Genomic DNA, 25,157 nt, shown 5'->3' with positions numbered 1-25,157 from the left:
CTTCGGGGTTGTTATCAAGCCGACCCATTTTTGGGTCGGCTTTTTTTTGCCCGGTGTTTCCTGCCGGCCATAAAAAACCCGCCGACGCGGCCTGCGTCGGCGGGTTCTTTTCAAGCCTTACTGCAGCGGATCGATCGGCGCACTCGTCACCATCGACGTAGAAGCGTTCGGCACTGCGATTTCAACCGGCAAACCATCTTCAGCGGCAACCACGTCACGCACCACATCCCAATTCATGCGCAGGTTGTTGGTGATGTCCTCGCGCTTGAGCATCGCGTTGATCACCGCGGTGTGCTTGTCGACCACCGACGGGTTGCCGTTGTCGTCCAGCGGGGTGTGCGCTTCCAGATACACCTTGCCCCCACTGACGCCAAACTTGTAAGGGTCGTTGATGATGCGCACCGACGTCCCGACCGGCACCATGCCCGCCATTTCGAGCACGTTGTTGTTGAACATGCGGAAGCAGCCGTGGCTGGTGCGCATGCCGATGCCGAACTTCTTGTTAGACCCGTGGATCAGGTAGCCCGGCGTGCCCAAGGTGAATTTGAACGGCCCCAGTGGATTGTCCGGGCCTGCCGGCACGACGTTCGGCAGCGGATCGCCATCAGCGGCGTGCTCGGCCTTGATCGACGCTGGAGGGGTCCAGGTCGGATTCGGCGTCTTGGCGATGATGCTGGTATGGGCAATCGGCGAGCCCCAGCCTTCACGGCCGATACCCAGCGGGAAGGTGTACACCACGTTCCGGCCTTTCGGGAAGTAGTAGAGGCGGTACTCGGCCAGGTTGATGACGATGCCTTCGCGCGGACCCGGTGGCAGGATGAAACGCGTCGGCAGGACGATCTCGGTGCCAGCGCCCGGCAACCATGCATCGACGCCAGGGTTGGCCGCGACCATTTCCGAATAGCCCAGATCGTAAGTGGTGCCGAGGTCGGCGAAGGTGTCTTCGTACTTGGCCTTGATCACTTGTACCTGACCGATGATGTCTTCACCGGGCGGTGGCAGGGGCAGCTCCAATGCGGCTACGGGGCCCGCCACACAAAGGGCGGCAAGAGACAGGCAGCGGGTGACGGCAGGAAAACGCGGCAACATCCGGAAAATCCTTCGCATGATCGACAAGGGTATAAAAACGCGATTGTACACTGGCATCTGGAAAATCGGGGAGTTGACCGATAGCAAGCAATCTATCGGCTTCTAAAGCTCGAAACGCAGTTCCGGCCATATCGGCGAGGTGCCGCGCTTCTGCGATTCGAGAATGGCCCGGCACAGCGAACACAGGCGCTGGTCCTGGAACACCCGGCGGTCGACACTCGACCAGCGCGGTTGCGCGGGCAGCAGACTGCCGCACAAGGTTCGATCGGCCGAGCCGCCCAACTCCAGCTGACGGGTCACCAGATGCACCCGCACTTCCTGGCAGGCGAACAGATCCAGCTGTTCGTCAGGCTCGATCAGTTGGTAGGCAAAAAGGGACCAGGCAGGACGCGGCATCGGGGGCTCCAAATCGGGGGCGCCACCTTAGCCGAAACACCGCCGCTAGAAAAGCGTCAAAGCAGCGGTTTCAGTGTCGGCCAGACATTTTCCAGCAACTTGTCCTGAGCGCCCGCTGCCGGGTGCAATCCGTCGGCCTGCATCAAGTCCGGATGACCGCCCACGCCGTCGAGAAAAAACGGTACCAGCGGGATGTTTTTCTCTTCGGCCAGTGCGCTGTAGACCTTCGCAAAAGCCTCGGTATAACGAACTCCGTAGTTGGGTGGCAACTGCATGCCGAGCAAAAGCACCTTGGCGCCACTGTCTCTGGAGCTGTCGATCATCGACGCAAGGTTTTGTTGCAAATTAGCTGGCGGCATTCCGCGCAGGCCATCGTTGCCGCCCAATTCGAGGATCACCAACTCAGGCTTATGCTCTGCAAGCAGCGCAGGCAGGCGCGCCTGGCCTCCGGCACTGGTGTCGCCGCTGATGGAGGCATTGACCACCTTATCGTCGAAACCTTCGCGCTTGAGCCGTTGCTCAAGCAGCGACACCCACCCCAAGCGGGTATCCAGGCCGAAACCGGCGCTGATACTATCGCCAACGATCAGGACAGTACCCGCCGCTGCGTTCTGGGCCATGCACATCAAGGCCAGGCCAGCACTCAAAAACCACACACGCATCGGATTCTCCATGGGCGCAAGCATTCTCACCGCGAAGAACCTCAGCAAAGTGGTTCCCAGCGCGGAAGGTGAACTGACTATCCTGCACGAACTCAGCCTGGAACTGAACAAGGGCGACAGCCTGGCCATCGTTGGCGCCTCCGGTTCCGGCAAATCCACTCTCCTGGGCCTGCTCGCCGGCCTCGATCTGCCGAGCAGCGGTGAAGTCACCCTCGCCGGCCAGAGCCTGAGTAATCTCGATGAAGACCAACGGGCGCGCATTCGGGCCGAGCATGTGGGTTTTGTGTTTCAGTCATTTCAACTGCTGGACAGCCTGAACGCACTGGAAAACGTCATGCTGCCGCTGGAGCTCGACGGCCGCAAAGATGCCCGCGAACGTGCCACTCAATTGCTCCAGCGCGTTGGCCTGGGCCAGCGTCTGACCCACTCACCCCGCCAGCTCTCCGGCGGCGAGCAGCAGCGCGTTGCGATTGCCCGTGCGTTTGCCGCAGAACCCGATGTGCTGTTCGCCGATGAGCCCACCGGTAACCTCGACAGCCACACCGGCGAGCGCATCAGCGACTTGCTGTTCGAACTCAACCAGGAACGCGGCACGACCCTGGTGCTGGTGACCCACGACGAACGCCTGGCACATCGCTGCCGGCGCCTGATCCGCCTTGAAGCCGGCCTGCTGGTCGCCCCTCTGGAGCCTTGATGGCACGCCTGCCGCTGTTGCGCCTGTTCAGCCTTGCCATCCGCCAACTCCTGCGCGACGCCCGCGCCGGTGAGTTGCGCGTGTTGTTCTTCGCCCTGGTGGTTGCCGTGGCGGCGAGTACCGCCATCGGTTACTTCGGTGCCCGCCTGAACGGCGCCATGATGTTGCGCGCCACCGAATTTCTCGGCGCCGACCTGTTGCTTGAAGGCAGTTCTCCCGCGCGTCCGGAACAGATCAAAAGTGGCACGGAACTGGGACTCGAACACGCTCAAGTAGTGGAGTTCTCCAGTGTCATCGCCACCGACAACGGCATCCAGCTGTCCAGCATCAAGGCCGCCGACGACGTTTATCCGCTGCGCGGCGAACTGAAAAGCGCCCCGGCGCCCTTCGCCCCGGAAGAAGCCGGTGGCGGCCCCAAACCCGGCGAAGCCTGGGTCGAAGCGCGACTGCTGACCGCGCTCGACCTGAAGATCGGCGACAGCATCGATGTCGGTCTGCGCACTCTGAAACTGGCCCGCGTCCTGACTTACGAACCGGACCGTGCCGGCAATTTCTACAGCCTCACGCCACGGGTGCTGATCAACCTCAGCGACCTCGCCGCAACCGGCGTGGTGCAACCCGGCAGCCGGGTCAGTTACCGCGAACTCTGGCGCGGTAAAGCCGAGGCACTGGAAACCTACCGTCAACTGATCAAACCCGGCCTGGCTGCCAACCAGCGCATCCAGGATGCTCGCGACGGCAACCGACAGATCGGCGGTGCGCTGGGCAAGGCCGAGCGTTACCTGAACATGGCCAGCCTGGTGGCGGTTCTGCTGTCCGGCGTGGCGGTGGCGCTGTCGGCAACACGCTTCGCCACTCGCCGATTCGACGCCAGTGCCTTGCTGCGTTGCCTGGGTCTGTCGCGTCGGGAAACCATGGTGTTGTTCAGTTTGCAGCTGACGGTACTTGGCCTGCTCGCCAGCCTCGGCGGCGCGCTCCTCGGCTGGCTTGCACAGCTTGGATTGTTCGCGTTGCTGCATGATTTGTTGCCAACCGACGTACCTCCGGGCGGTCTGTTTCCTGCCATCGCCGGGATCGGCACCGGGCTGGTGGCCTTGGCCGGTTTTGCCCTGCCGCCACTGGCTGCACTCGGTCGAGTTCCGCCGCTGCGGGTGCTGCGTCGAGACATGCTGCCGATTCCTTCCAGCACCTGGATGGTCTATGGCGCTGCGCTGGGCGCCCTCGGCCTGATCATGTGGCGCCTGAGCCTCGACCTGGTGCTGACCTTCGCCCTGCTCGGCGGCGGCGTGATCGCGGCGGTCATACTCGGCGGGTTGCTGTTGCTGCTACTCAAAAGCTTGCGTCGGATGCTGGCACGCGCTTCATTGCCCTGGCGCCTCGGGCTAGGCCAACTGCTGCGTCATCCGCTGGCGGCGGCCGGACAAGCCTTGGCCTTCGGTTTGATCCTGTTGTCGATGGCGCTGATCGCTTTGCTGCGTGGCGAGTTACTGGACACCTGGCAGAACCAGTTACCGAAAAACGCACCGAACTATTTCGCCCTGAACATCCTGCCCGCCGACAAACAGGCCTTCACCGATCGACTGATCGAGCTGTCAGCCCAATCGGCGCCGCTGTACCCGGTGGTGCCGGGACGACTGATCAGCATCAACGGCGAGCCGGTACAGGAAATCGTCAGCAAGGATTCGGCGGGTGACCGGGCTATCCAGCGCGACCTGAGCCTGACCTGGGCCGCGGACCTTCCGGCGGGCAACAAGCTCACAGCGGGCAACTGGTGGAGCGAACAGCCAGCCGATGACGTTCCTGGCGTGTCGGTGGAAGGCAAGGTCGCCGAAAGCCTGAAGCTCAAGCTTGGCGATCACATGGTTTTTACCGTCGGCGGGGTCAATCGCGAAGCGAAAGTCACCAGTCTGCGGGAGATCAACTGGGACAACTTCCAGCCGAACTTTTTCATGATCTTCCAGCCTGGCACGTTGAAGGATTTGCCGGCGACCTACCTGACCAGTTTCTATCTGGCGGCGGGTCACGACCAGCAGATTGTCGACCTGTCCAGGGCCTTCCCGGCGGTCACCATCCTGCAAGTCGAAGCCTTGCTGGAGCAGCTGCGCAGCATCCTCGCCCAAGTCACCTTGGCCGTGGAATACGTGCTGCTGTTTGTATTGGCGGCGGGGATGGCGGTGTTGTTCTCGGGCTTGCAGGCGACCCTCGATGAGCGCATTCGCCAAGGCGCGCTGCTGCGAGCACTGGGGGCCGAACGGCAATTGCTGGTCAAGGCGCGGCGGATCGAGTTCGGTTTGCTCGGCGCGGTCAGTGGCCTGTTGGCGGCGTTGGGGTCAGAACTGGTGAGCCTGGTGCTTTATCGCTACGCCTTCGACCTGCCGTGGCATCCACATCCGTGGCTGTTGGTGTTGCCGTTGATTGGCGCAGTGTTGATCGGCGGCGCCGGTGTATTCGGTACCCGTCGCGCGTTGAACGCCAGCCCCCTGACAGTGTTGCGCGAGGGTTGATAGACTCAAGACTCTCCCCTCACAAGAAGTTGCCATGAGCCGTTATCGCCCTCCCCGCCCCGCAGGCACCGCGCTGATCACCCCGGAAGGTGAAGCGCGGATGCGGGCCGAGTTTCATGAGCTCTGGCATGTCCGTCGGCCTCAGGTGACGCAATCGGTCAGCGAGGCAGCGGCACAGGGCGATCGTTCGGAAAACGCCGAGTACACCTACGGCAAAAAGATGCTGCGCGAAATCGACAGTCGCGTGCGCTTTCTCACCAAGCGTCTCGAAGCACTGAAGGTTGTCAGCGAGAAGCCAAGCGACCCGAACAAGGTCTACTTCGGCGCCTGGGTCACCATCGAAGATGAAGACGGCAAAGAGTCACGCTATCGTATTGTCGGGCCGGATGAGCTGGACTTGAAACTGGGCCTGATCAGCATCGACTCGCCGCTCGCCCGCGCGTTGATCGGCAAGGCGCTGGACGCCGAGGTTCGGGTCCAGACACCCACCGGTGAACAGTGCGTGTATATCGTGGCGATCGAGTATCTCTAAAGCTTCAGCGGCGCGTGATCAAACCTTGCCGGGCAACCCGGGTCAGCTGCCTGATCACCTCTGGCGCCTCTTCGACGCTGGGCGATTGAATCACCGCCAGATCAAAACTGTCGCTGGCAAATCGCGCCAGTGATTCACCGTCTTCGACAAACTGGATCAGGAACGCGGCAGGGCCGCCAGTACGACGTGGCCAGCCATCGAGATAACGCAGGAGCGTCGGCTGATGTTTTCCGCCAAGCAGGATTTTGGGGTTGCGCTGGGTGAGGTGTGCCGTGATCGGCGCGGGGCGTACAACGGGGCTTAGTGCATTCATTGGGTCGTGTCTCTGCCTCAAAAGTCTGCATGGCAGGTGAGAGGCAACACCGAACCAGCGCTTTAGCGGTATTTCGAAGCCTGTTACTAGCTTCTATCGGCAACTGGATGAGTTACCTGGCGCCCCGCAAGTAGCTGTTTAAATCGGCGCATGAGCAGCATCCTAGAGAAGCTGACCGGACAGTGTCAAGAATGACGCGCAACAAAAAGGCCCGCGCAATGCGGGCCTTTTCGTTGAGCCAGAGCGGTCAGTCAGCGATCGCGCGGTCTACCGACAGTTTGCCGGCACCCTCGATCAGTACCGCGATGCTGCCGCCGAGCAAGGCCAGGGCGAATTCATAACCGTTGTTGGTCATGAACAGGCCGTGGCTGATGTGCACGGTAAAAATGGCGACCAGCGAAAGGATGGTCAGCCCCAGTGCTGCCGGACGTACCAGCAGACCTATGATCAGGGCCAGACCGCCGAAGAACTCGGTACCACCGGACAGGATCGCCATCAGGTGACCCGGTGCCAGACCCAGACTTTCCATGTACTGCGCGGTGCCGGCTATGCCGTAGCCACCGAACATGCCGAAGAGTTTCTGCGCACCGTGAGCAGCAAAGATGATGCCGACGAAGATTCGCAGAACGGTCAAGCCGTAGCCAGCGCGGGTAAACAGTACCTTGTTGATCAGTGTGCTCATGCTGTGTCATCCATAGTGATTGTGTGTTGGTTGGCCGTCATACTAATCGATAAAACAAATGTTAAAAGCGCAATATTTGCGACATAACAATCAGTTTAGCCGATCATTTCCGTGAGGCAACTTTCTGCCCCTGGGGCTCCAACGATTCCCTCTCACGATCGAACGCCAGGTAATACTTGTTCACGCTATTAACATAGCTGACGGCACCCATTCCCACCTGCTCCATTGCAATGCGCTCGACCTGGAAGAACCACTGATTGGGATTCAGGCCTCGGCGTCGGGCTTCGGCGCGCATGCCCTGCACCCGTTCCGGCCCCATGTTGTAAGCCGCCAGCACAAACGCCATGCGCTCGCGCTCGTTGAGTTTGGGGCTTGCGAAGAACTTGCGTCTGATCATCGCCAGGTACTTGGCACCGGCCTGCACATTGGCGTCGAGGTTCTGAATATTGTTGACCCCGACGCGCTGGGCGGCGGACGGGGTGATCTGCATCAGGCCGGTGGGGCCGCTGCCGCTTCGGGCATTGGGTTGCAGGGCAGACTCCTTAAAAGCCAGTGCTGCCAGGTTCAGCCAGTCCATGCCCTGGGCATCTGCGTGCTTTTGCAGCACCGGGCGAAGTTTTTCCAGACGCTGCCGATCAGCCTTGGCCAATGGATAGTGCACTTGATACAGACGTCGATAGATGCGCAGGAACGCCGCATCCTGGTCCGACGGCTTCTTGTAGGTCGTCAGGAAGCGATCGATGCTCGCGCGCAGCATCGAAGCGTCGCGTCGCACGAACCAGAACTCTTCACCCGGATCGCTGATCGACACCTGCTTATCGAGACGTAATTTGGGCAGGATCTTGCCCCAGCGCTCGGCAATCGGCTGCTCGACGATGGTCAGGTGAAAGATCCCGCCCTGGACCATTTCCAGAACGTCTTCGACCGCCAGACTGGGGTCGACCCATTCGATTTTCATCGGTGCCAGTTTGTGCAGCGCCAGCTTTGAATTGATCTGACTGACCGCATCCCCGGCCGCGCTGCCGGTGGGCAGCGCCAGGGTCTTACCCGAGAGTTGTTCGACGCGGGTGTAACGGCGCTCACCCTTGATGCCCACCAGCACTAACGGGATGTTGCTGGCAATCGGTTCACTGCTGCTGACCGCATGGCCCGGTTGCAAATCGAGCAGTTCCCCCGGCGCCACCAGGTCGCCCTCCCCGCGTTGCAAGGCACCGAGCAGTTGGTCCTTGCCTTTGGGAATGATCTTGAGGGTTATTTCCTGCCCGTCACGGGCGTGACCATTGAGGTATTGCTCGAAGGCGCGCAGGCGGTGGTATTCGACGCCGATGGCCTGGCCCTGGACTTCACCGGAACTGTTGCGGCTCTGGTTGACCAGCACCCGCAGCACACGACTGCTGCGAATCTCCGCCAGGTCACGGACCTTGGCCGCCGGCACGGCTTGCAGCGGGCCGGCCAGACGCGCGACCGCCGGCATCGGCAGCAGCAACGAACAGCACAGCAGTAGCAACATCGAGGGACGTGTCATCCACTCTCCGGAAAGAATACTGGGCCGACCTCATGAATTTTCATGAAATCGAACGACAGAAACAGAGCGCCTTGAGCGCTGACAAAGTGCAAAAGACTGGCACAGTGATGGCACCCTGGCCACCCCTGCGTGTCTCGCGGCATCAAGAGACAGCCTTAACTCGTTGTAGTTCTTGGCTTTTCTTATAAATCTACAGCTCTGATATGCTTTCCGGCCTTTGGTCCGAGGTAGCACCATGCAACTCATCGATATCGGCGTCAACCTGACCAACCCCAGTTTTGCGGATAAGCACCAGGCCGTACTCGATCGCGCGTATGCCGCGGGGGTCTGCCAATTGATCCTGACCGGCACCAGTGTCGAAGGCAGCGAGCAGGCGCTGGAGCTGTGCCGGCAGCTGGACGAAACGGCTCAGCGACTGTTCGCCACCGCAGGCATTCACCCTCATTCGGCCAGCGACTGGAACGCCGACAGCGACCAGCGCCTGCGCAGTTTGCTCAAGGAACCCAACGTGGTAGCCGTGGGTGAATGCGGGCTGGATTTCAATCGCGATTTCTCGCCGCGTCCCCAGCAGGAAAAAGTCCTCGAAGAGCACCTGGCGATGGCGGTCGAGCTGCAATTGCCGGTGTTCCTTCATGAGCGCGATGCCAGTCAGCGACTGCTGGAAATTCTCCGTGATTACCGCGATCAGCTGCCGGCAGCGGTGGTGCATTGCTTCACCGGGGAAAAGAAGGCGCTGTTCAGCTACCTCGATCTGGATTTGCACATCGGCATCACCGGCTGGATCTGCGACGAGCGCCGGGGCACGCATCTGCATCCGTTGGTGAAAGAGATCAAGCGCGGGCGCTTGATGCTGGAGAGCGATGCGCCGTATCTGTTGCCACGCAGCTTGCGACCCAAGCCGAAGAACGGTCGCAATGAACCGGCATATTTGACTGAAGTGCTGCGGGAAGTGGCGTTGCATCGGGGGGAAGCGGAAGAGGATCTGGCCGCCCACACCACCGCCTGCGCTCGCGCGTTCTACGGCCTGCCATCAATCCCCCGGTAACCACAAATCCCCCTGTAGGAGCGAGCCTGCTCGCGATGGCGTCGGCACATCCAACATTAATGTGACTGACAGAGCGCTATCGCGAGCAGGCTCGCTCCTACAGGGGGGGGTTGCTGATCGTTGATCCACATCAAGTCCGGAATCCCTGCATAGCGGCACAATGCTGGCACCTTGCCAATGCTGTTTCCGTTATCAGAGAAGACCTCCATGGGTGCCTGGCTTAGCAACATCTCACTGAAGTACAAATTCTGGGCGGTCAATGCGGTCGCCTTCTTCACCACCCTCTTGCTGGTGCTGTACGCCGTGCAGCTCGAACAACAGGCCCGCAGCCACGCCTCTCAAGTGTCGGCTCAGGCGCAGGCTCGCTTGCTCAATGCCTGGCCTGCCGGACAACCGCTGCCCAAGGCCGATAACCTGCTGACCTACAGTCGCGGGCAGGCGCCGTTGCTGAACGAGCAGCCGGTGCTGGAACTGGCCGATGCCAGGGGCTGGGTCAAGATCAATTCAATGCCGCTGTTCGGCGACAACCCGTTGATGGGCGCCGAGGTGTTCTCCCGCCCCGACGGTCAGCAGATCGCGGTGATCGCCCATGGCCCGAGCCTGAGCCAGGTGTTTGGCGAACGCTTCGCCAATTACGCGGTGGCGGTGTTCATCCTGATGCTGGCGATGCTGGCCGCTTCGCAACTATTGATCCGCTTCCTGCTGAGCCAACTCAACACCTTGAAAGATGTGATGCTCCACGTCGAGAAAACCGGCGACCTGTCAGCCCGTGTGCCGCTCGCCTGCAAGGACGAGGTCGGGCAGATGGCCAATGCCTTCAACGCGATGCAGGCCGGATACCAGCGAGTAGTCAACACCGTTGCCAGCACTGCCCGGCAACTGGATGTCGGCGCGGCACGACTGGCCTCAAGCATGAACGAGGTGCGTCACGGCATGCTCGGCCAGCAAAGCGAAACCGATCAGGCCGCCACGGCGATCAACGAAATGACCGCCACTGTCTATCACATCGCCCAGCATGCCGGCGCGACCCGCGACCTCTCGCAAACCGCCGATACCTTGGCCGGTAGCGGGCAGGAAGTGGTCAGCCGGGTACAGAAATCCATCGCCGGGTTGTCCAGCGGCGTGCAGCAGACGGCCGAGATGATCCAGCGCCTGGCCGAGGACAGTCAGAAAATCAACGGCGTGGTCGGCGTGATTCACAGCATTGCCGAGCAGACCAATCTGCTGGCCCTGAATGCTGCGATCGAAGCGGCCCGCGCCGGCGACATGGGCCGTGGCTTTGCGGTGGTCGCCGATGAAGTGCGTAACCTGGCCAAGCGCGTGCAAACTTCGACCGACGAGATCACGATCATGGTCTCCGCGCTGCAGGCCGGGACTCGGGACGCGGTGGACTTCATGCAGGAAAGCTCATTCAAGGCTGACGACTGCGTGCAACAGGCCCAAGAGGCTGGTGTCGCGCTGGCACAAATCACCAGCGCGGTGGCACAGATGCGCGAAAGCAATACCCAGATTGCGGTGGCGGCCGAGCAGCAGAGTCAGGTCGCGGAAGAAATGAACCGGGCGGTGGTGAGTATTCGGGATGTGACCGAGAACACCGTGCAGCAAACGGTGGATTCGGCGACGACCAGTAATGATTTGGCAGCGTTGGCTGGGGAATTGAACAAGGCGATCGGGCAGCTCAAGCTGTAAGGGCCTCTTCGCGGGCAAGCCTCGCCCCTACAAGGGTTGGCGATGCTTTTGATGTTGCAGGAGCGAGGCTTGCCCACGAAGGCGTCAGCCCGGTCAACTTCAATCCTGACCATGACCGCTATCACTTCGATAGCCAACCTTGATTCGCCGCCCGCAGTGGCCAGGCCTATTCTTCAATCATGTGTTCAACATGGATCGAGGATTAGCATCATGGGCAAACGTCACCCCAACCTACCCGCCTGGCAATGGCGCGCCTACCCGGGCAATCACCAGCACCCGACCAATCTGGTGTTGCACCTGATTGCCGTGCCGCTATTCATCGTGGCGTTTTTGCTGATTGTTTCCGGGGTGTTCGGCCTGAACTTCGTGAACTTCGCCATCGGTGTCATTGGCGTGATCGCTGCATTAGGCTTGCAGCGCCACGGCCACAGCCTGGAGATGCAAGCCTCCGAGCCGTTCAGTGATCGTAAGGATGCGCTATCGCGCTTGCTGGTCGAGCAGTTCCTGACCTTTCCACGGTTTTTCCTCAGCGGCGGCTGGTGGCGCGCCTGGCGTGAGCGCCACCGTCGTCATTGATCAGGCGAAAATCGTCACCGTCTGCCGGCTCATGGCGATCAACTGACCGTCCGCGCTCCACAGTTTCGCGGCCGCGTGACCGTAGCCGTCAGCGCCATGCTCGATTTCCACCAGGTATTTGCACCAGTCCAGCGTACTCAACTCGAGCAACGGCTGGACGAATTCTATGGTCCAGGTCAGCGTGCTGCCCATCGCGGGTTTGCTCAGGTGTGGCAACAGGGCCGGTGGCCAGGCGTCCACCAGCGCCAAAATATGCGACTCGCCGAGCGCCTCTTCCTTCACGTCCCCACGCAAACGCACCCAGCCGCCCATATCGCGGGATTTGTTGCCGGTGAACGGCAGACCGCCGACACTCCAGCGCATCGCCAGATGCTGCATGAATTCCGGTAGTACGCCTTTGATATAAGGCAGTTCCTGGCAATCGTCCCAGTGCTTCATTTCAGGTGCCGGCTCGGCCGCGACCGCCACTTCGGAAGGTCGCGAGGCACCGAAGCTGCCCTGGATCAACGTCACCACTTGCCCCTTTTGCATCGCCCGGCCCAGCACCTGGCTGACGGCTTTGCCTTCGCGCAACACATCGACCTCAAAACTGACCGGCACTTCGGGTTCGACTGGCCCGACAAAGGTGATCGCCAGCGAACGCACCGGCCGATCCGCCGGGACTTTTGCGCGCATGGCTTCGTATTGCAACGCGGCCACCAGGCCACCGAAACTGGCACGCCCCTGAGCCCATCCGGCCGGAATAGACAGCGCCAGCGGCTGGCTGCGGACGGCGTCGAGCAGATCGGAAAAGCGCATGGAAACCTCAGTGCGGAAAAAGGATGGAGAGATCTTAACCAGCCAGCGCAGGCGGCACAGCGCTTATTCCGGCCAAAAGCACTGACAGATGAGCCGTGCTTGTCCCTGGTTCAACACCCAAACCACTGTGGGAGCGAGCCCTGCTCGCGAAACCGGTCTGTCAGCCAGCTCTGATGCCGACTGATACACCGCTTTCGCGAGCAGGCTCGCTCCCACATTTGATCGGGGTGGTTTCAGGATTTGAAGCAGGCATCGCTGAGTTTGTCGAGAACGCGGTCGGCGCGCTCCTCGGCCTTGGCCATGGTGGTTTTCCAGACGGCGACACACGGGTGCAGATCAGGCTCTTGTTCAGCCCTGGCCAGCCATTGAAAACAGTCATGCCACTCACCCAGGGCACCTTGTGCCGACTTCAAACGTGGCATCGCCGCGTCGGGCAATCGGTCAAGTTCGGGGTAGGCGTCAATGCCGTAGCGCACGCGCTTGATCAACAGACGCAAGCGATGGCGATCATGGGCAGGATCGTGCAGGGCCTGATCGAGTTTCTTCCATTGCTTGGCGAGGCGCTTTTCGATGCGTTTGCGCAGGCCCTTGAGCAGACCCTGACGCTGGGAAGCACGGAGGAAACGCGGAAACGCGTCGAGAATCATCAGTAACTGCGTGACCTCGGGGCTTGTCGCCACCGCCGGATACGCCTTGGCCATCTGCGCCATACGTCGTTGCGCGGCCTCGGGTTGACCGTTCTTGAGCAAGTAGGCCGCCAGCACCTCGCGATCACGCAACGGCGTGGTCAACTCGCCAACCCGGGACGACGCCGCCTCCAGTTGCTCGACGCCAGGCAGCCCGCGCAACGGTCGCAACAGACTGCGCAGCCGGCGAACCGTGGTGCGCAGCTCGTGCAACGCTTCCGGGTCGGTGCGCGCACTCAGGCGCGCCTGGCAAGCCAGCAGACGAACTTCCAGACTCAGTACTTGAGCCACCAACCGATCAACCAAGGCCGACATCGCTTGCTCCCTGAATCGAATGTCCACTATTCCCTACATCATGCCTCAACGGCCGGCACGTGACTCACGAATATAGAAGCGGGCCTTCTCGGCTTTCTTGGTGCAGCCTTCGAAGCCTTCGAATTGCTGCTGGGTCTTGGCCGCCGTCAACAGCGACAGGGCCTTGGAGTAGCTGACGGTGCCGGCGAACCCCTCGGCCTTGGCCAGGTCCAGTTCATGCCACGCCGCATCGAGTCCACTACCGCAGCTGTCACGATAAGCGGTTTTGCCGGCACAACCGGCAAGCGCCAGGGCAATCAATGGCACGCAAATCCAGGCTTTCATCACTCACACCTCAACATTAGGTAAACAGTCGTGCTGGTAAGACGGTCTGGCACGTGAAAAGTGCCTTGGCCCCGCCGCGCAAACGTCAAGTGTGCTTGAGAATACCCATGCGCCGCCATGGAGTGTCGAAAAAACGACGCCCTTGGCCCACCGAGCGACCTTAGCGATTGAAGCGCGCCCCGTGATGGGTGCATTGTTGAACCTTGTCAGACGAGGGCGATTCATGAAAAAGCGTGTCGCACTGGTGCTGGGCTCAGGCGGGGCCCGGGGCTATGCCCATATCGGTGTCATTGAAGAAATCGAACGGCGCGGCTACGACATCGCCTGCATCGCAGGATGCTCGATGGGCGCCGTGGTCGGCGGGATCTACGCCGCCGGCAAGCTTGACGATTATCGCGACTGGATCGAAAGCCTGGACTACCTAGACGTCTTGCGTCTGGTAGACGTCAGTTTTCGTCTGGGCGCGATTCGCGGGGAGAAAGTGTTCGGGCAGATTCGCAAGATCGTCGGCGAGATCAACATCGAAGACCTGCGTATCCCTTACACGGCGGTGGCCACGGACCTGACCAACCAGCAGGAAATCTGGTTCCAGGAAGGCTGCCTGCACCAGGCCATGCGGGCCTCGGCAGCGATTCCGAGCCTGTTCACACCCGTGATGCAGGGCAATCGCATGCTGGTGGACGGTGGCATTCTCAACCCTTTGCCGATCGTGCCCGTGGTGTCGAGCCATTGCGACCTGATCATTGCGGTCAACCTCAACTCCACCAACCAGCGCCACTATAAACTGCCGGTGATTCAGCGTCCGCCCGCGTTCAAGACCCGGTTCGACAGCCTGATCAATTCCCTGGGTTCAAAAATGCCGTTCCGCCGCAAGCAGGCCGAACAATTGCTGCTGCTGGAAAAGGAAGCGTTGATGGCCGAAGCGGCCGACATCAACCCCTGGATCGAATCCGCCGAACCCGAAGCCCAGCAACCGGCAGCCGCCCCCGAACGCGAAGGCGCACCGAAATCCGCCACAGGTTCGTTCATCATCGACAACGTGGGCCCGGCGTCGTTGCTGGACCTGATCAACCAGAGTTTCGAGGTGATGCAGACGTCGTTGGCGCAGTACAAGATCGCCGGGTATCCGCCGGACATCCTGATCAACGTGCCGAAACGGGTGTGCCGGTTTTTCGAGTTTTACAAGGCGCCGGAGTTGATCGCGCTGGGGCGGGAGATTGCGCGGGATACGCTGGATAGATACGAGAATGAGCGGGATGCCTGAAGTTTTCGGATGAAGGTGCGGGCCCCTTCGCGGGCAAGCCTCGCTCCTGCAGGGTTTGAGTCGTTCGCGAGCTTTGTGAACGATTCACATCCTGTAGGAGCGAGGCTTGCCCGCGAAGACAATAGGCCGCACACCAAAAAGCTAAAGACTACCCTCACTCAACAACCGATAACCAACCCCCGCTTCGGTAACGATAAAGCGAGGCTGGGTCGGATCATCCGCCAGCTTCTGGCGCAGATGCCCCACCACAATCCGCAAATAATGACTGTCCTCGGTATGGGTCGGCCCCCAGATATCTTTCAGCAGTTGCTGCTGGGTGATCACCCGCCCGGGATGCCGGGCCAGTTGCGCCAGCACCGCATACTCTTTGCGGGTCAGCGCGACTTCGGTGCCATCGAGCAGCACCCGGCGATAGGCCAGGTCCACGGTCAGCGGGCCAAACGTCAGCGCCGCTTGCTGAGCCTCGCCAACGGGGGCCTGACGCAATAACGCACGCACCCGGGCGAGGAATTCCTGGATACCGAACGGCTTGGTCACGTAATCGTTGGCACCGCCATCGAGCGCTTCCACCTTTTGCCCTTCGCTGGCACGCACCGAAAGCACCAGCACCGGCGCCGTCGACCATTCGCGAAACTCGCGCAGCACTTGCTGGCCGTCCATGTCCGGCAGGCCGAGATCGAGCACCAGCAAGTCGGGTTTGTTCAATGCCGCCTGGGCCAGCCCTTCGTTGCCGTTGCCGGCCTCCAGTACCTTGTAACCCTGAGAAGCGAGGCTGATGCGCAGGAATTTGCGGATTTGCGGTTCGTCGTCGATGACCAAAATGGTCGCGGTCTGGCTCATGGTTTCTGATCGTGGCATGGAGATGTCCAAAGGGTATCAGGCTTCACTTTCAAGGCCCGGCTGTTCCTGCAATGGCAAGTGCAGTGTGATGCAGGTGCCGCGCCCTTCAATGCCGTCCGCGACACTGATCCGACCGCCATGCGCGCCGACCATGCCCTGACAGATCGCCAACCCCAGGCCGGTGCCCTGCCCGCCCCGATCACCGCGCGCAGCGGTGTAGAACATGTCGAAAATCTTCGCCCGCTCTTCCTCCGGAATCCCTGGCCCCTCGTCGCTGACCGAGAAAAACAGCTCGCTGTCATTGGCGCCGGCGCGTAATTGCAGACGGCCGTGAGGCGGAGAAAAACGCGCGGCGTTTTCCAGCACGTTGACCAGCGCCTGCTCGATCAGCGCGGCATGCACGTACAGCAGCGGCAATTCGGCCGGCACTTCGGTGCTGACCTGCAACGGCGCCAGTACCGCGCGCAGACGATTGAGCGAACTGCCGACAATATCGGCCGGCGACACCCAGTCCCGCGCCAGCTTCAACGCACCGTGACCGAGGCGGGTCATGTCCAGCAGGTTTTGAATGTAACGGTCGAGGCGCTCGGCTTCATCGCGGGTGCCTTCAAGCAGTTCGCGGCGATCCTCCAGCGGGATGGCTTCACCGAGGGCCAGCAGACTGTCGATGCTGCCGCGCATGGAGGTCAGCGGCGTGCGCAAATCGTGGGACACCGACGCCAGCAAGGCGCTGCGCAACTGCTCGGTTTCGCCGTGCAGGCGCGCCGCTTCCAGGTCTTCGGCCAGTTGCGCGCGAGCCAAGGCCTGGGCCAGCGGTTGACTCAACGCCGTCAACAAACGCCGACGCTGACCGCTCAAGGTCTGGCCTTCTTTGGCGCACACACCGAGCAGCGCCAACGGTCCGTCTTCCACCGACAACGGCCACCACCACCAACGCCCGAACGGCAGCGTGCCGGTACCCGCGCCCGCCGGCTGGTCGTGTTGCCAGGCCCAATCGGCGGCAGCGCGCTCGGCTTCGGAAAACTCCAGCGGGCCGCCGGTCTCGACCTTCCAGCCACCCTGGCCGTCGCGGTTGAGCAGGCACAGTTGCAGATCGCTCCAGCCATTGAGGTGCTGGGCCGCAGCGCTGACCACGGCCTGGCGGTCGGTGGCGGCGGTGAGTTTGCGCGACAGGTCGAGCAGTTCGGTGGTCTCTTCCTGGGTGTCGCGCAATGCTTGCAATTGCCGCCGTTGCCGCGCCGCGAGGTTGCCGGTGAGGGCCGCCATCAGCAGGAAGAACAGCAAAGTCAGCACGTCTTCTTCGCGCTGGATGGCGAACGAAAAATTCGGCGGGATAAACAGAAAGTCATAGGTCAGAAACGACAGCGCCGCACAAGCCAGCGCCGGGCCCAGGCTGCTGCGCACCGCCACCAGCAACACGGCGGCGAGGAACACCAGCGATATATTCGGCAGCGGCAAGACGCTCGCCACGGCCCAGGCCAAAGCAGTGGCCAGCACCGTCGCCACGACCGCCAGCGCGTAGTCGAACCACACCAGCGAATGCGCCGAACGCTGACGCGGCTGATGCTGTTCGTGATCACTGTCGAGGACGTTGATTTCCAGCCCCCGCGCATCACGCAGCAAGCGTGATGCCAGACCGCCGCCGAACAAGCGCCGACGCAAACGCTGGCGCGATTGACCGACCAGCACGAGGCTGGCACGGCGTTCGGCAGCGTGCTGGATCAATGTTTTTGCGACTTCACCGGCGCGCAGTAACACCACTTCGCCGCCCAGTCGCTCGGCCAGTTGCTGGGCACTTTGCAGGCGCAGTCGCGATTGTTCGTCGCGCACGCTGCCGTTGTCCACGTGCACCAGGCTCCACGGCAGATGCCGACGCTGGGCGACGCGGCTGGCGTGGCGCACCAGGCGTTCGGCCTGAGCATCGCCATCGACGCCGACCAACAATCGACCGCGCACCGCTGGCGCGGCCTGGCCAAGTTGTCGATATCCCTGGGCCAGGTCATCGTCCACCTGCGCAGCGGCGGTTTGCATTGCCAGTTCGCGCAGGGCGGTGAGGTTGGTCTGGGTGAAGAAAGCGTCGATGGCCGCCCGCGCCTGCTCCGGCACGTAGACCTTGCCGTCACGCAGACGCTCAAGCAGTTCGCGTGGCGGCAGGTCGATCAGCAGCAGTTCGTAGGCTTCTTGCAGCACCCAGTCCGGCAGGGTTTCGCGAACCTGCACGCCGGTGATCCCGCGCACTTGATCATTGAGGCTTTCGAGGTGCTGAACGTTGACCGAGGTGAACACGTCGATGCCGGCGGCGAGCAATTCCTGGATGTCTTGCCAGCGCTTGGCGTGACGGCTGCCAGGGGCGTTGGTGTGGGCCAGTTCGTCCACCAGCACCAATTTCGGCTTGGCCGCGAGCAGACCGTCGAGGTCCATTTCTTCGAGCGTGACGCCACGGTATTCCAAGCGCACCAAGGGCTGCTGCGGCAAGCCGCCGAGCAGCGCTTCGGTCTCGGCGCGGCCGTGGGTTTCAACCACGCCGGCGATGACTTTCACGCCCTGGCGCAATTGGGTGTGGGCGGCTTGCAGCATGGCGTAGGTCTTGCCGACACCGGGTGCGGCGCCGAGGAAAACCTTGAGCCGGCCACGGCCATCGCGGGGCAGGTCTGCTAACAGCGCGTCGGCGCGGCCGGAGTCACTCATTTGTCATTGCCTTATCTTGATTGATCGTTCCCACGCTCCGCGTGGGAATACAGCTCGGGACGCTCCGCGTCCCCTTCAGAGCCGAACGCGGAGCGTCCGTTGATGCATTCCCACGCAGAGCGTGGGAACGATCATCTTCTACAGGTTTTCCAGCGCGATGTTTAGCGCCAACACATTCACCACCGGCGGCCCCACCAATGGCTGCTCAATGTGCGCATTCATCAATTGCTGAAGCGTAGACACCGGCAAATTACGCGCCGCCGCAACACGCGCCAGTTGATAGGCAATCGCCGCCGGTGGCAAGTGGGGATCGAGGCCGCTGCCGGAGGTGGTCACCATCGCCAACGGCACTGGCCCCTGACCGGGCACCAGCTGTTTGCTGGCATCGTCGATCACCCGGGTGGCCAGCGCCGGATTGCTCGGCGAAAGGTTGCTGGCGCTGCTCGACACGGTGGCAAACGCACCCGCCGATGGCCGTGGATGAAACCAGGCATCGCCAACGAAATCCTGGGCAATCAGCGAAGAGCCACGGACCTTGCCGCCGGCGTCACGCACCAGGCTGCCATTGGCTTGATCCGGGAACGCGACCTGGGCGACGCCGGTGACGACCAAGGGGTAAGCGACGCCGGTGATCAGGGTCATCAGCACGAGCAAGCTCAAGGCCGGACGTATCATTGTGGACATTTCAAAATCCTCGAATTCAAAGAACATTCATCAGGCACACACGTCACTTGTGGCGAGGGAGCCTACTCCCGCTCGACTGCGAAGCAGTCGTCAACCCGGCAAATGCGGTGTACCTGAACAAACACGGTGTCTGGGATGAGGCCGCTTCGCAGCCCAGCGGGAGCAAGCTCCCTCGCCACAAAAACCCCACCACAGCTCCCGACCGTCAAACCAGATGCAACGCCGTCAGCAGCATGTCGATCGCCTTGATCCCCACGAACGGCACCACAATCCCGCCCAATCCGTAGACCAGCAGATTGCGTCGCAGCAACGCCGCCGCACTCGCGGCCTGCACTCGAACCCCACGCAGCGCCAGTGGAATCAGCACCACAATGATCAAGGCGTTGAACACAATCGCCGACAGAATCGCGCTCTGCGGACTGGCCAGGTGCATGACGTTCAGCACGCCCAATTGCGGGTAGATCGAGGCGAACAGCGCCGGCAGGATCGCGAAGTATTTGGCCACGTCGTTGGCGATGGAAAACGTCGTCAGCGCACCGCGGGTCACTAGCAATTCCTTACCGATCTGCACCACGTCCAGCAGCTTGGTCGGGTCGCTGTCGAGGTCGACCATGTTCGCCGCCTCGCGCGCGGCTTGCGTACCGTCGTTCATCGCCATGCCGACGTCAGCCTGGGCCAGGGCCGGGGCATCGTTGGCGCCGTCGCCGCACATGGCAACCAGGCGACCGTCGTTCTGTTCGTGGCGAATGCGCGCCAGTTTTTTCTCTGGCGTAGCCTCGGCCAGCACGTCATCCACGCCCGCTTCGGCAGCAATGGCAGCGGCGGTCAGCGGGTTGTCGCCGGTCACCATGACCGTGCGGATGCCCAATTTGCGCAGCTCGGCAAAACGCTCGCGGATGCCGGGCTTGACCACGTCCTTGAGGTGGATCACACCGAGCAATTTGCCGTCGGCGCAGACCAGTAACGGGGTACCGCCGCTTTGAGCGATCTTGTCGATCTCACGGGACAGCGGCGCGGCCAGGTCGGCGCGTTTCACACCGACGAAGGCCAGCAATGAATCCACCGCGCCTTTGCGATACACACGCCCCTGATAGTCGACACCGGACAGACGGGTTTCCGCGCTGAATGGCACGGCCGTCAGCAACTCGGCGGCGGGTTCAGGTTGTGGCTGTGTGCCGCGCAGGTACTCGACGATGGACTTACCTTCAGCCGTGTCATCGGCCAGCGAGGCAAACAATGCGCCCTCCGCCAGTTCACGGGCGGTGACGCCCGGCGCCGGATGCACTGCGGTGCAGCGACGGTTACCGAACGTGATGGTGCCGGTCTTGTCCAGCATCAGGACGTGAACGTCCCCCGCCGCTTCCACAGCGCGACCGGATTTGGCGATCACGTTCAGGCGCACCAGACGGTCCATCCCGGCAATACCGATGGCGGACAACAAACCGCCAATGGTGGTCGGAATCAACGTGACCAATAACGCCACCAGAAACACCAGCGGCAGGCTGCCGTTGGCGAAGTGGGCGAACGGTTGCAGGGTGACGACCACCAACAGGAAGATCAGGGTCAGGCCGATCAGCAGGATGTCGAGCGCGACTTCGTTCGGGGTTTTCTGGCGTTTGGCGCCTTCGACCAGGGCGATCATGCGGTCCAGGGTCGACTCGCCGGGGTTGGCGGTAATCTTCACCAGCAGCCAGTCAGAGACCAGGCGAGTGTTGCCGGTGACAGCCGAACGGTCGCCCCCGGACTCGCGAATCACTGGCGCGGATTCGCCGGTGATCGCCGCTTCGTTGACGGCGGCAATACCTTCGATGACCTCGCCGTCACCGGGGATCATTTCCCCGGCTTCAACGCGCACCACATCGCCCTTGCGCAGGCTGGTGGCCGGTACCACTTGAAAAGTGCCGTTACTGGTTTTACGGCGGGCGCTCAAGCCTTCGCTGCCGGCCTTGAGGCTGTCGGCGCGGGCCTTGCCGCGACCTTCGGCCAAGGCTTCGGCGAAGTTGGCGAAGAGCACGGTGAACCACAGCCACAGGGCGATTTGCGCAGCGACGAAGGTCGGCACGGCACTGTCGGGAATGAAGCACAGCACGGTGGTCAGGATCGCGGTCAGTTCGACCACCAGCATCACCGGCGCACGCTGCAATTGCCGTGGGTCGAGCTTGACGAAGGCTTGCACCAGCGCCGGGCGCCAGAGGGCCGAGATCGCAGTTTTGGGTTGTTCCGGCGCCTTGGCGACGACGGTTTTGCTTACAGGCATATTCATGATGGATTCCTTAGAAGCCCATACTCAGATGTTCAGCAATAGGACCCAGGGCCAATGTCGGCAGGAAGGTCAAACCACCCACCAGCAAAATGGTCACGGTCAGCAATGTCACGAACAGCGGGCCATGGGTCGGGAAGCTGTTCTGGCCGATCGGTGCGGTTTTCTTCATTGCCAGGCTGCCGGCCAACGCCAGTACCGGGAGGATGTAACCGAAGCGACCGATCAACATGCCAAGACCCAGCATCAGGTTGTGGAACGCCGTGTTGGCACCGAATCCGCCGAAGGCCGAACCGTTGTTGGCACTGGCCGAGGTGTAGGCGTACAGCAACTGGCTGAAACCGTGGGCACCGGGGTTACTCACCGCCGCGACCGGGCCGGGCAGACTCGCGGCAATCGCACCGAGCACCAGCACGCCGACCGGCATCACCAGCAAGGTCACGACCAGCAACTGGACTTCCTTCGCCTGGAGTTTCTTGCCCAGGTATTCCGGGGTACGACCGATCATCAGGCCGGCGAGGAACACCGCGATCAACACGTTGAGCAACATGCCGTAGAGCCCCGCGCCGACGCCGCCGAAGATCACTTCGCCAACCATCATGTTGACCAATGCGACCATGCCGCTCAGCGGATTGAGGCTGTCGTGCATGCCGTTGACCGAGCCGTTGGACGCTGCGGTGGTGGTCACCGACCACAGCACCGTGGCGGTCGTGCCGAAGCGCGCTTCCTTGCCTTCCAGCGGCGCGGTCTGTTCGACGGCGACGTTGTTCAGGGTCGGGTTGGGTTGGTATTCAGCCCACAGCGACGTTGCACCGCCGATCAGGAACAGCGCCAGCATGCAGGCGATGATCGCGCGGCTCTGACGCAGGTCTTTGACGTAGTGGCCGAAGGTGAACACCAGCGCGGCCGGGATCAGAATGATCGAGCCAACTTCAAACAGGTTACTCCACGCTGTCGGGTTCTCGAACGGGTGCGCCGAGTTGACGCCGAAGAAGCCACCGCCGTTGGTGCCCAGTTGCTTGATCGCAATCTGGCTGGCGGCCGGACCGAGCGGAATCACCTGATCGACGCCTTGCATGGTCACGGCATTCACGTACTGCGCGAAGGTTTGCGGCACGCCCTGCCAGACCAGGTACAGCGCCAGCAGCAGGCACAGGGGCAACAGGCCGTAGAGGGTGGCGCGGGTCATGTCGACCCAGAAGTTGCCCAGGGTCTTGCTCGACTTGCGACCAATACCGCGGCACAGCGCAACCAATACCGCCAGGCCGGTGGCGGCGCTGACGAAGTTCTGCACGGTGAGGCCGACCATCTGGCTCAGGTAGCTCAGGGTCGCTTCGCCGCTGTAGGACTGCCAGTTGGTATTGGTCATGAAGCTGACGGCGGTGTTGAACGCTTGCGTCCACTCCTGACCCGGCAGGTTTTGCGGGTTCAACGGCAAGTGGTCCTGGAACAACAGGATCGCGAACAACAGCAAAAAGCCCGCGAGGTTGAAGGCGAGCAAGGCCAGTGTGTATTTCTGCCAGCTCTGTTCGGCCTGCGGATCAACGCCGGCCACCCGATAACAACCACGTTCGACCGGTCCGAGGATCGGCGAAAGCCAGGTGCGCTGGCCTTCCATGACCTTGTAGTAGAACCGCCCAAGGAACGGTGCCGGGATCAGCACCACGGCAAAGAAGGCCAGGATCAGCCAATAGTCATAACTGTGCATAGCCGCTCCTAGTTCCGGTCCGCGCGCAACAGCGCAACCAACAGATAAATGAACAGCCCCACTGCCAATAGCAGTGACACCCCGTCCAGAACGCTCATGGAAGTTCTCCGTGTTACGGCGTATTGCCGCGTGTGGAGCCATTGTCGGCAGGGAGGCTGTAAAGGAACGAGACCGAGGGGTGTGGCGGGGCATAAAGAATGCGTAAAGAGTGGGTTTATGCCTTCGTTACGGCGGTGTCCGAGCGGGCCCCTTCGCGGGCAAGCCTCGCTCCTACAGGTCCGTGGAGCGCTCGCCCTTGTAGGAGCGAGGCTTGCCCGCGAAGACGGCAGAACACACGACAACGCCCCCAACTAGCGCACCAAAATGCATGCATCCAGCACCGTACATCCCCGATACGACACCTTTTTACGCTTTACGACTGCTATCACAACACTGGCACGCCCACTGCAAACGCCTCCCCCCGACGCTTTTCAAACCGTTCAGGGAGCAAACGCATGAACACACAACTCAAACCCACGCTGGGCACGTTGCACCTGTGGGGTATTGCGGTCGGACTGGTGATTTCCGGTGAGTATTTCGGCTGGAGTTACGGCTGGGGCGTGGCCGGAACACTCGGGTTCCTGGTGACCTCGTTCATGGTCGCCACGATGTACACCTGCTTCATCTTCAGCTTCACCGAACTGACCACGGCGATTCCCCATGCTGGCGGCCCCTTTGCCTACAGCCGCCGCGCCTTTGGCGAGAAAGGCGGATTGATCGCCGGGTTGGCGACGCTGATCGAGTTCGTCTTCGCCCCGCCGGCAATTGCCTTGGCTATCGGCGCTTACCTGAATGTGCAATTCCCGGCCCTCGACCCGAAGCACGCAGCGGTCGGCGCCTACATCGTGTTCATGGGCCTGAACATTCTCGGCGTGAAACTGGCCGCCACCTTCGAGTTGATTGTCTGTGTATTGGCCGTGGCGGAACTGCTGGTGTTCATGGGCGTGGTCGCTCCGGCGTTCAGTTTCAGCAACTTTGCGCTCAATGGCTGGGCCGGTTCCGATGTGTTCGGGGCGCCGGCGATTGCCGGGATGTTCGCGGCGATTCCTTTCGCCATCTGGTTCTTCCTCGCCATTGAAGGCGCAGCAATGGCCGCCGAAGAAGCCAAGGATCCGAAACGCACGATTCCCAAGGCCTACATCAGCGGCATCCTGACCCTGGTATTGCTGGCCATGGGCGTGATGTTCTTTGCCGGCGGCGTCGGCGACTGGCGCACCCTGTCGAACATCAACGACCCGCTGCCACAAGCCATGAAAACCGTGGTCGGCGAAAGCTCGGGCTGGTTGCACATGCTGGTGTGGATCGGCCTGTTCGGCCTGGTGGCAAGTTTCCACGGGATCATCCTCGGCTACTCGCGGCAGTTCTTCGCCCTCGCCCGCGCCGGTTACCTGCCGGCGTCGCTGGCCAAACTGTCGCGCTTCCAGACCCCCCATCGGGCGATCATTGCCGGCGGCGTAATCGGTATCGCGGCGATCTACAGCGATGGTTTGATCAATCTCGGTGGCATGACGCTGACCGCGGCGATGATCACCATGGCGGTGTTCGGCGCAATCGTGATGTACATCATGAGCATGCTCAGCCTGTTCAAGTTGCGTAAAACCGAACCGAACCTGGAGCGCACCTTCCGCGCGCCGTGCTACCCGCTGGTGCCGATGATTGCGTTGATCCTGGCGGTGGTGTGCCTGGTGGCGATGGCCTGGTTCAACACGTTGATCGGCTTGATCTTCCTCGGCTTCATGGCGGTGGGCTTCGTGTACTTCATGCTCACCGCGCAATTGCGCGCGGATGCACCGGCCGACGCGATGTTGACCGGACTCTGAATGGTCTCAGGTGTTACCGACAGA

At 61.7% G+C, this 25,157-nt stretch carries 23 protein-coding genes; 8 read left to right on the top strand and 15 right to left on the bottom strand.

All coding sequences use genetic code 11. The features are described from left to right. Window positions 1-117: 117 nt before the first annotated feature. The 3 genes from HP062_RS29760 to HP062_RS29750 form a co-directional block, all read right to left on the bottom strand. Complete coding sequence (locus tag HP062_RS29760; RefSeq protein ID WP_010461344.1) at window positions 118-1,089, bottom strand: L,D-transpeptidase family protein; 972 nt, start codon at window positions 1,087-1,089, stop codon at window positions 118-120. A 102-nt stretch (window positions 1,090-1,191) separates the two neighbouring features. After that, window positions 1,192-1,485 carry a hypothetical protein gene (locus HP062_RS29755; RefSeq protein WP_003226812.1) on the bottom strand — a complete coding sequence of 98 codons (294 nt, stop codon included), beginning with the start codon at window positions 1,483-1,485 and terminating at the stop codon, window positions 1,192-1,194. Between the two features lie 56 nt (window positions 1,486-1,541). Further along, complete coding sequence (locus tag HP062_RS29750) at window positions 1,542-2,147, bottom strand: arylesterase (RefSeq protein ID WP_010461351.1); 606 nt, start codon at window positions 2,145-2,147, stop codon at window positions 1,542-1,544. A gap of 10 nt (window positions 2,148-2,157) precedes the next feature. Here HP062_RS29750 and HP062_RS29745 point away from each other — a divergent pair, with 10 nt between their 5' ends. Genes HP062_RS29745 through greB form a run of 3 tightly spaced genes read left to right on the top strand, consistent with a single transcriptional unit; the run spans window position 2,158 to window position 5,877 of the window. Next, window positions 2,158-2,841: an ABC transporter ATP-binding protein gene (locus HP062_RS29745; protein ID WP_010461353.1), complete on the top strand. Its 684-nt coding sequence runs from the start codon at window positions 2,158-2,160 to the stop codon at window positions 2,839-2,841. Continuing rightward, on the top strand, window positions 2,841-5,345 hold the full coding sequence (locus tag HP062_RS29740; protein ID WP_010461355.1) for an ABC transporter permease: 2,505 nt from the start codon (window positions 2,841-2,843) through the stop codon (window positions 5,343-5,345). The genes HP062_RS29745 and HP062_RS29740 overlap by 1 nt, the downstream gene beginning before the upstream one ends. Before the next feature lie 34 nt (window positions 5,346-5,379). Next, a complete protein-coding gene (gene greB / locus HP062_RS29735; protein ID WP_007943614.1) occupies window positions 5,380-5,877 on the top strand; it encodes a transcription elongation factor GreB in 498 nt (165 codons plus the stop codon). A 4-nt stretch (window positions 5,878-5,881) separates the two neighbouring features. On the opposite strand, the gene HP062_RS29730 is transcribed toward greB, so the two are convergent. The 3 genes from HP062_RS29730 to HP062_RS29720 all read right to left on the bottom strand — a co-directional run bounded on the left by HP062_RS29730 (window position 5,882) and on the right by HP062_RS29720 (window position 8,397). Then, complete coding sequence (locus HP062_RS29730) at window positions 5,882-6,190, bottom strand: hypothetical protein (RefSeq protein WP_010461613.1); 309 nt, start codon at window positions 6,188-6,190, stop codon at window positions 5,882-5,884. A gap of 247 nt (window positions 6,191-6,437) precedes the next feature. Continuing rightward, window positions 6,438-6,872: a DoxX family protein gene (locus tag HP062_RS29725; protein WP_077747921.1), complete on the bottom strand. Its 435-nt coding sequence runs from the start codon at window positions 6,870-6,872 to the stop codon at window positions 6,438-6,440. Between the two features lie 103 nt (window positions 6,873-6,975). After that, window positions 6,976-8,397, bottom strand: a complete 1,422-nt coding sequence (locus HP062_RS29720; protein ID WP_077747922.1) for a transglycosylase SLT domain-containing protein — start codon at window positions 8,395-8,397, stop codon at window positions 6,976-6,978. Between the two features lie 235 nt (window positions 8,398-8,632). Here HP062_RS29720 and HP062_RS29715 point away from each other — a divergent pair, with 235 nt between their 5' ends. From HP062_RS29715 to HP062_RS29705, 3 genes are all read left to right on the top strand, one after another. Further along, a complete protein-coding gene (locus tag HP062_RS29715) occupies window positions 8,633-9,442 on the top strand; it encodes a TatD family hydrolase (RefSeq protein ID WP_154913295.1) in 810 nt (269 codons plus the stop codon). Between the two features lie 207 nt (window positions 9,443-9,649). Further along, complete coding sequence (locus HP062_RS29710) at window positions 9,650-11,131, top strand: methyl-accepting chemotaxis protein (RefSeq protein ID WP_172792449.1); 1,482 nt, start codon at window positions 9,650-9,652, stop codon at window positions 11,129-11,131. Window positions 11,132-11,341: 210 nt separating this feature from the next. After that, window positions 11,342-11,707, top strand: coding sequence for a terminase (locus tag HP062_RS29705; RefSeq protein ID WP_172792448.1), 366 nt, complete (start codon window positions 11,342-11,344; stop codon window positions 11,705-11,707). Here the strand turns inward: HP062_RS29705 and HP062_RS29700 are convergent, their stop codons facing one another. The 3 genes from HP062_RS29700 to HP062_RS29690 all read right to left on the bottom strand — a co-directional run bounded on the left by HP062_RS29700 (window position 11,708) and on the right by HP062_RS29690 (window position 13,830). Beyond that, window positions 11,708-12,505: an acyl-CoA thioesterase II gene (locus tag HP062_RS29700; RefSeq protein WP_010461621.1), complete on the bottom strand. Its 798-nt coding sequence runs from the start codon at window positions 12,503-12,505 to the stop codon at window positions 11,708-11,710. A 233-nt stretch (window positions 12,506-12,738) separates the two neighbouring features. Then, window positions 12,739-13,506: a CHAD domain-containing protein gene (locus tag HP062_RS29695; protein ID WP_010461622.1), complete on the bottom strand. Its 768-nt coding sequence runs from the start codon at window positions 13,504-13,506 to the stop codon at window positions 12,739-12,741. A gap of 45 nt (window positions 13,507-13,551) precedes the next feature. Next, window positions 13,552-13,830 carry a hypothetical protein gene (locus HP062_RS29690; RefSeq protein ID WP_010461623.1) on the bottom strand — a complete coding sequence of 93 codons (279 nt, stop codon included), beginning with the start codon at window positions 13,828-13,830 and terminating at the stop codon, window positions 13,552-13,554. 223 nt (window positions 13,831-14,053) lie between these two features. Between HP062_RS29690 and HP062_RS29685 the strand changes: the two genes are divergently transcribed. Beyond that, complete coding sequence (locus HP062_RS29685; RefSeq protein WP_010461624.1) at window positions 14,054-15,094, top strand: patatin-like phospholipase family protein; 1,041 nt, start codon at window positions 14,054-14,056, stop codon at window positions 15,092-15,094. Window positions 15,095-15,235: 141 nt separating this feature from the next. Here HP062_RS29685 and HP062_RS29680 read toward each other — a convergent pair whose 3' ends face one another. From HP062_RS29680 to kdpF, 6 genes are all read right to left on the bottom strand, one after another. Further along, window positions 15,236-15,934, bottom strand: coding sequence for a response regulator (locus HP062_RS29680; RefSeq protein ID WP_172792626.1), 699 nt, complete (start codon window positions 15,932-15,934; stop codon window positions 15,236-15,238). Window positions 15,935-15,970: 36 nt separating this feature from the next. Then, entirely contained in the window at window positions 15,971-18,622 is a 2,652-nt protein-coding gene (locus HP062_RS29675) for a sensor histidine kinase KdpD (RefSeq protein WP_172792447.1), read from the bottom strand. 138 nt (window positions 18,623-18,760) lie between these two features. Next, the gene (gene kdpC / locus HP062_RS29670; RefSeq protein WP_172792446.1) at window positions 18,761-19,306 is read right to left on the bottom strand and encodes a potassium-transporting ATPase subunit KdpC; all 546 of its coding nucleotides are present in this window, start codon (window positions 19,304-19,306) and stop codon (window positions 18,761-18,763) included. Between the two features lie 205 nt (window positions 19,307-19,511). Further along, a complete protein-coding gene (gene kdpB / locus HP062_RS29665; protein WP_083374713.1) occupies window positions 19,512-21,569 on the bottom strand; it encodes a potassium-transporting ATPase subunit KdpB in 2,058 nt (685 codons plus the stop codon). Window positions 21,570-21,579: 10 nt separating this feature from the next. Beyond that, entirely contained in the window at window positions 21,580-23,274 is a 1,695-nt protein-coding gene (kdpA, locus tag HP062_RS29660; RefSeq protein ID WP_077747930.1) for a potassium-transporting ATPase subunit KdpA, read from the bottom strand. Between the two features lie 8 nt (window positions 23,275-23,282). Continuing rightward, on the bottom strand, window positions 23,283-23,372 hold the full coding sequence (gene kdpF, locus HP062_RS29655; protein ID WP_007899818.1) for a K(+)-transporting ATPase subunit F: 90 nt from the start codon (window positions 23,370-23,372) through the stop codon (window positions 23,283-23,285). Between the two features lie 396 nt (window positions 23,373-23,768). Here kdpF and eat point away from each other — a divergent pair, with 396 nt between their 5' ends. Then, window positions 23,769-25,133 carry an ethanolamine permease gene (gene eat / locus HP062_RS29650; RefSeq protein ID WP_010461641.1) on the top strand — a complete coding sequence of 455 codons (1,365 nt, stop codon included), beginning with the start codon at window positions 23,769-23,771 and terminating at the stop codon, window positions 25,131-25,133. Window positions 25,134-25,157 lie beyond the last annotated feature (24 nt).

It is taken from the genome of Pseudomonas sp. B14-6, assembly GCF_013260315.1.
Classification (GTDB): domain Bacteria; phylum Pseudomonadota; class Gammaproteobacteria; order Pseudomonadales; family Pseudomonadaceae; genus Aquipseudomonas; species Aquipseudomonas mandelii.
The sequence above is the reverse complement of the archived record's forward strand: the minus strand, read 5'-3'. Positions and strand labels throughout refer to the sequence as shown.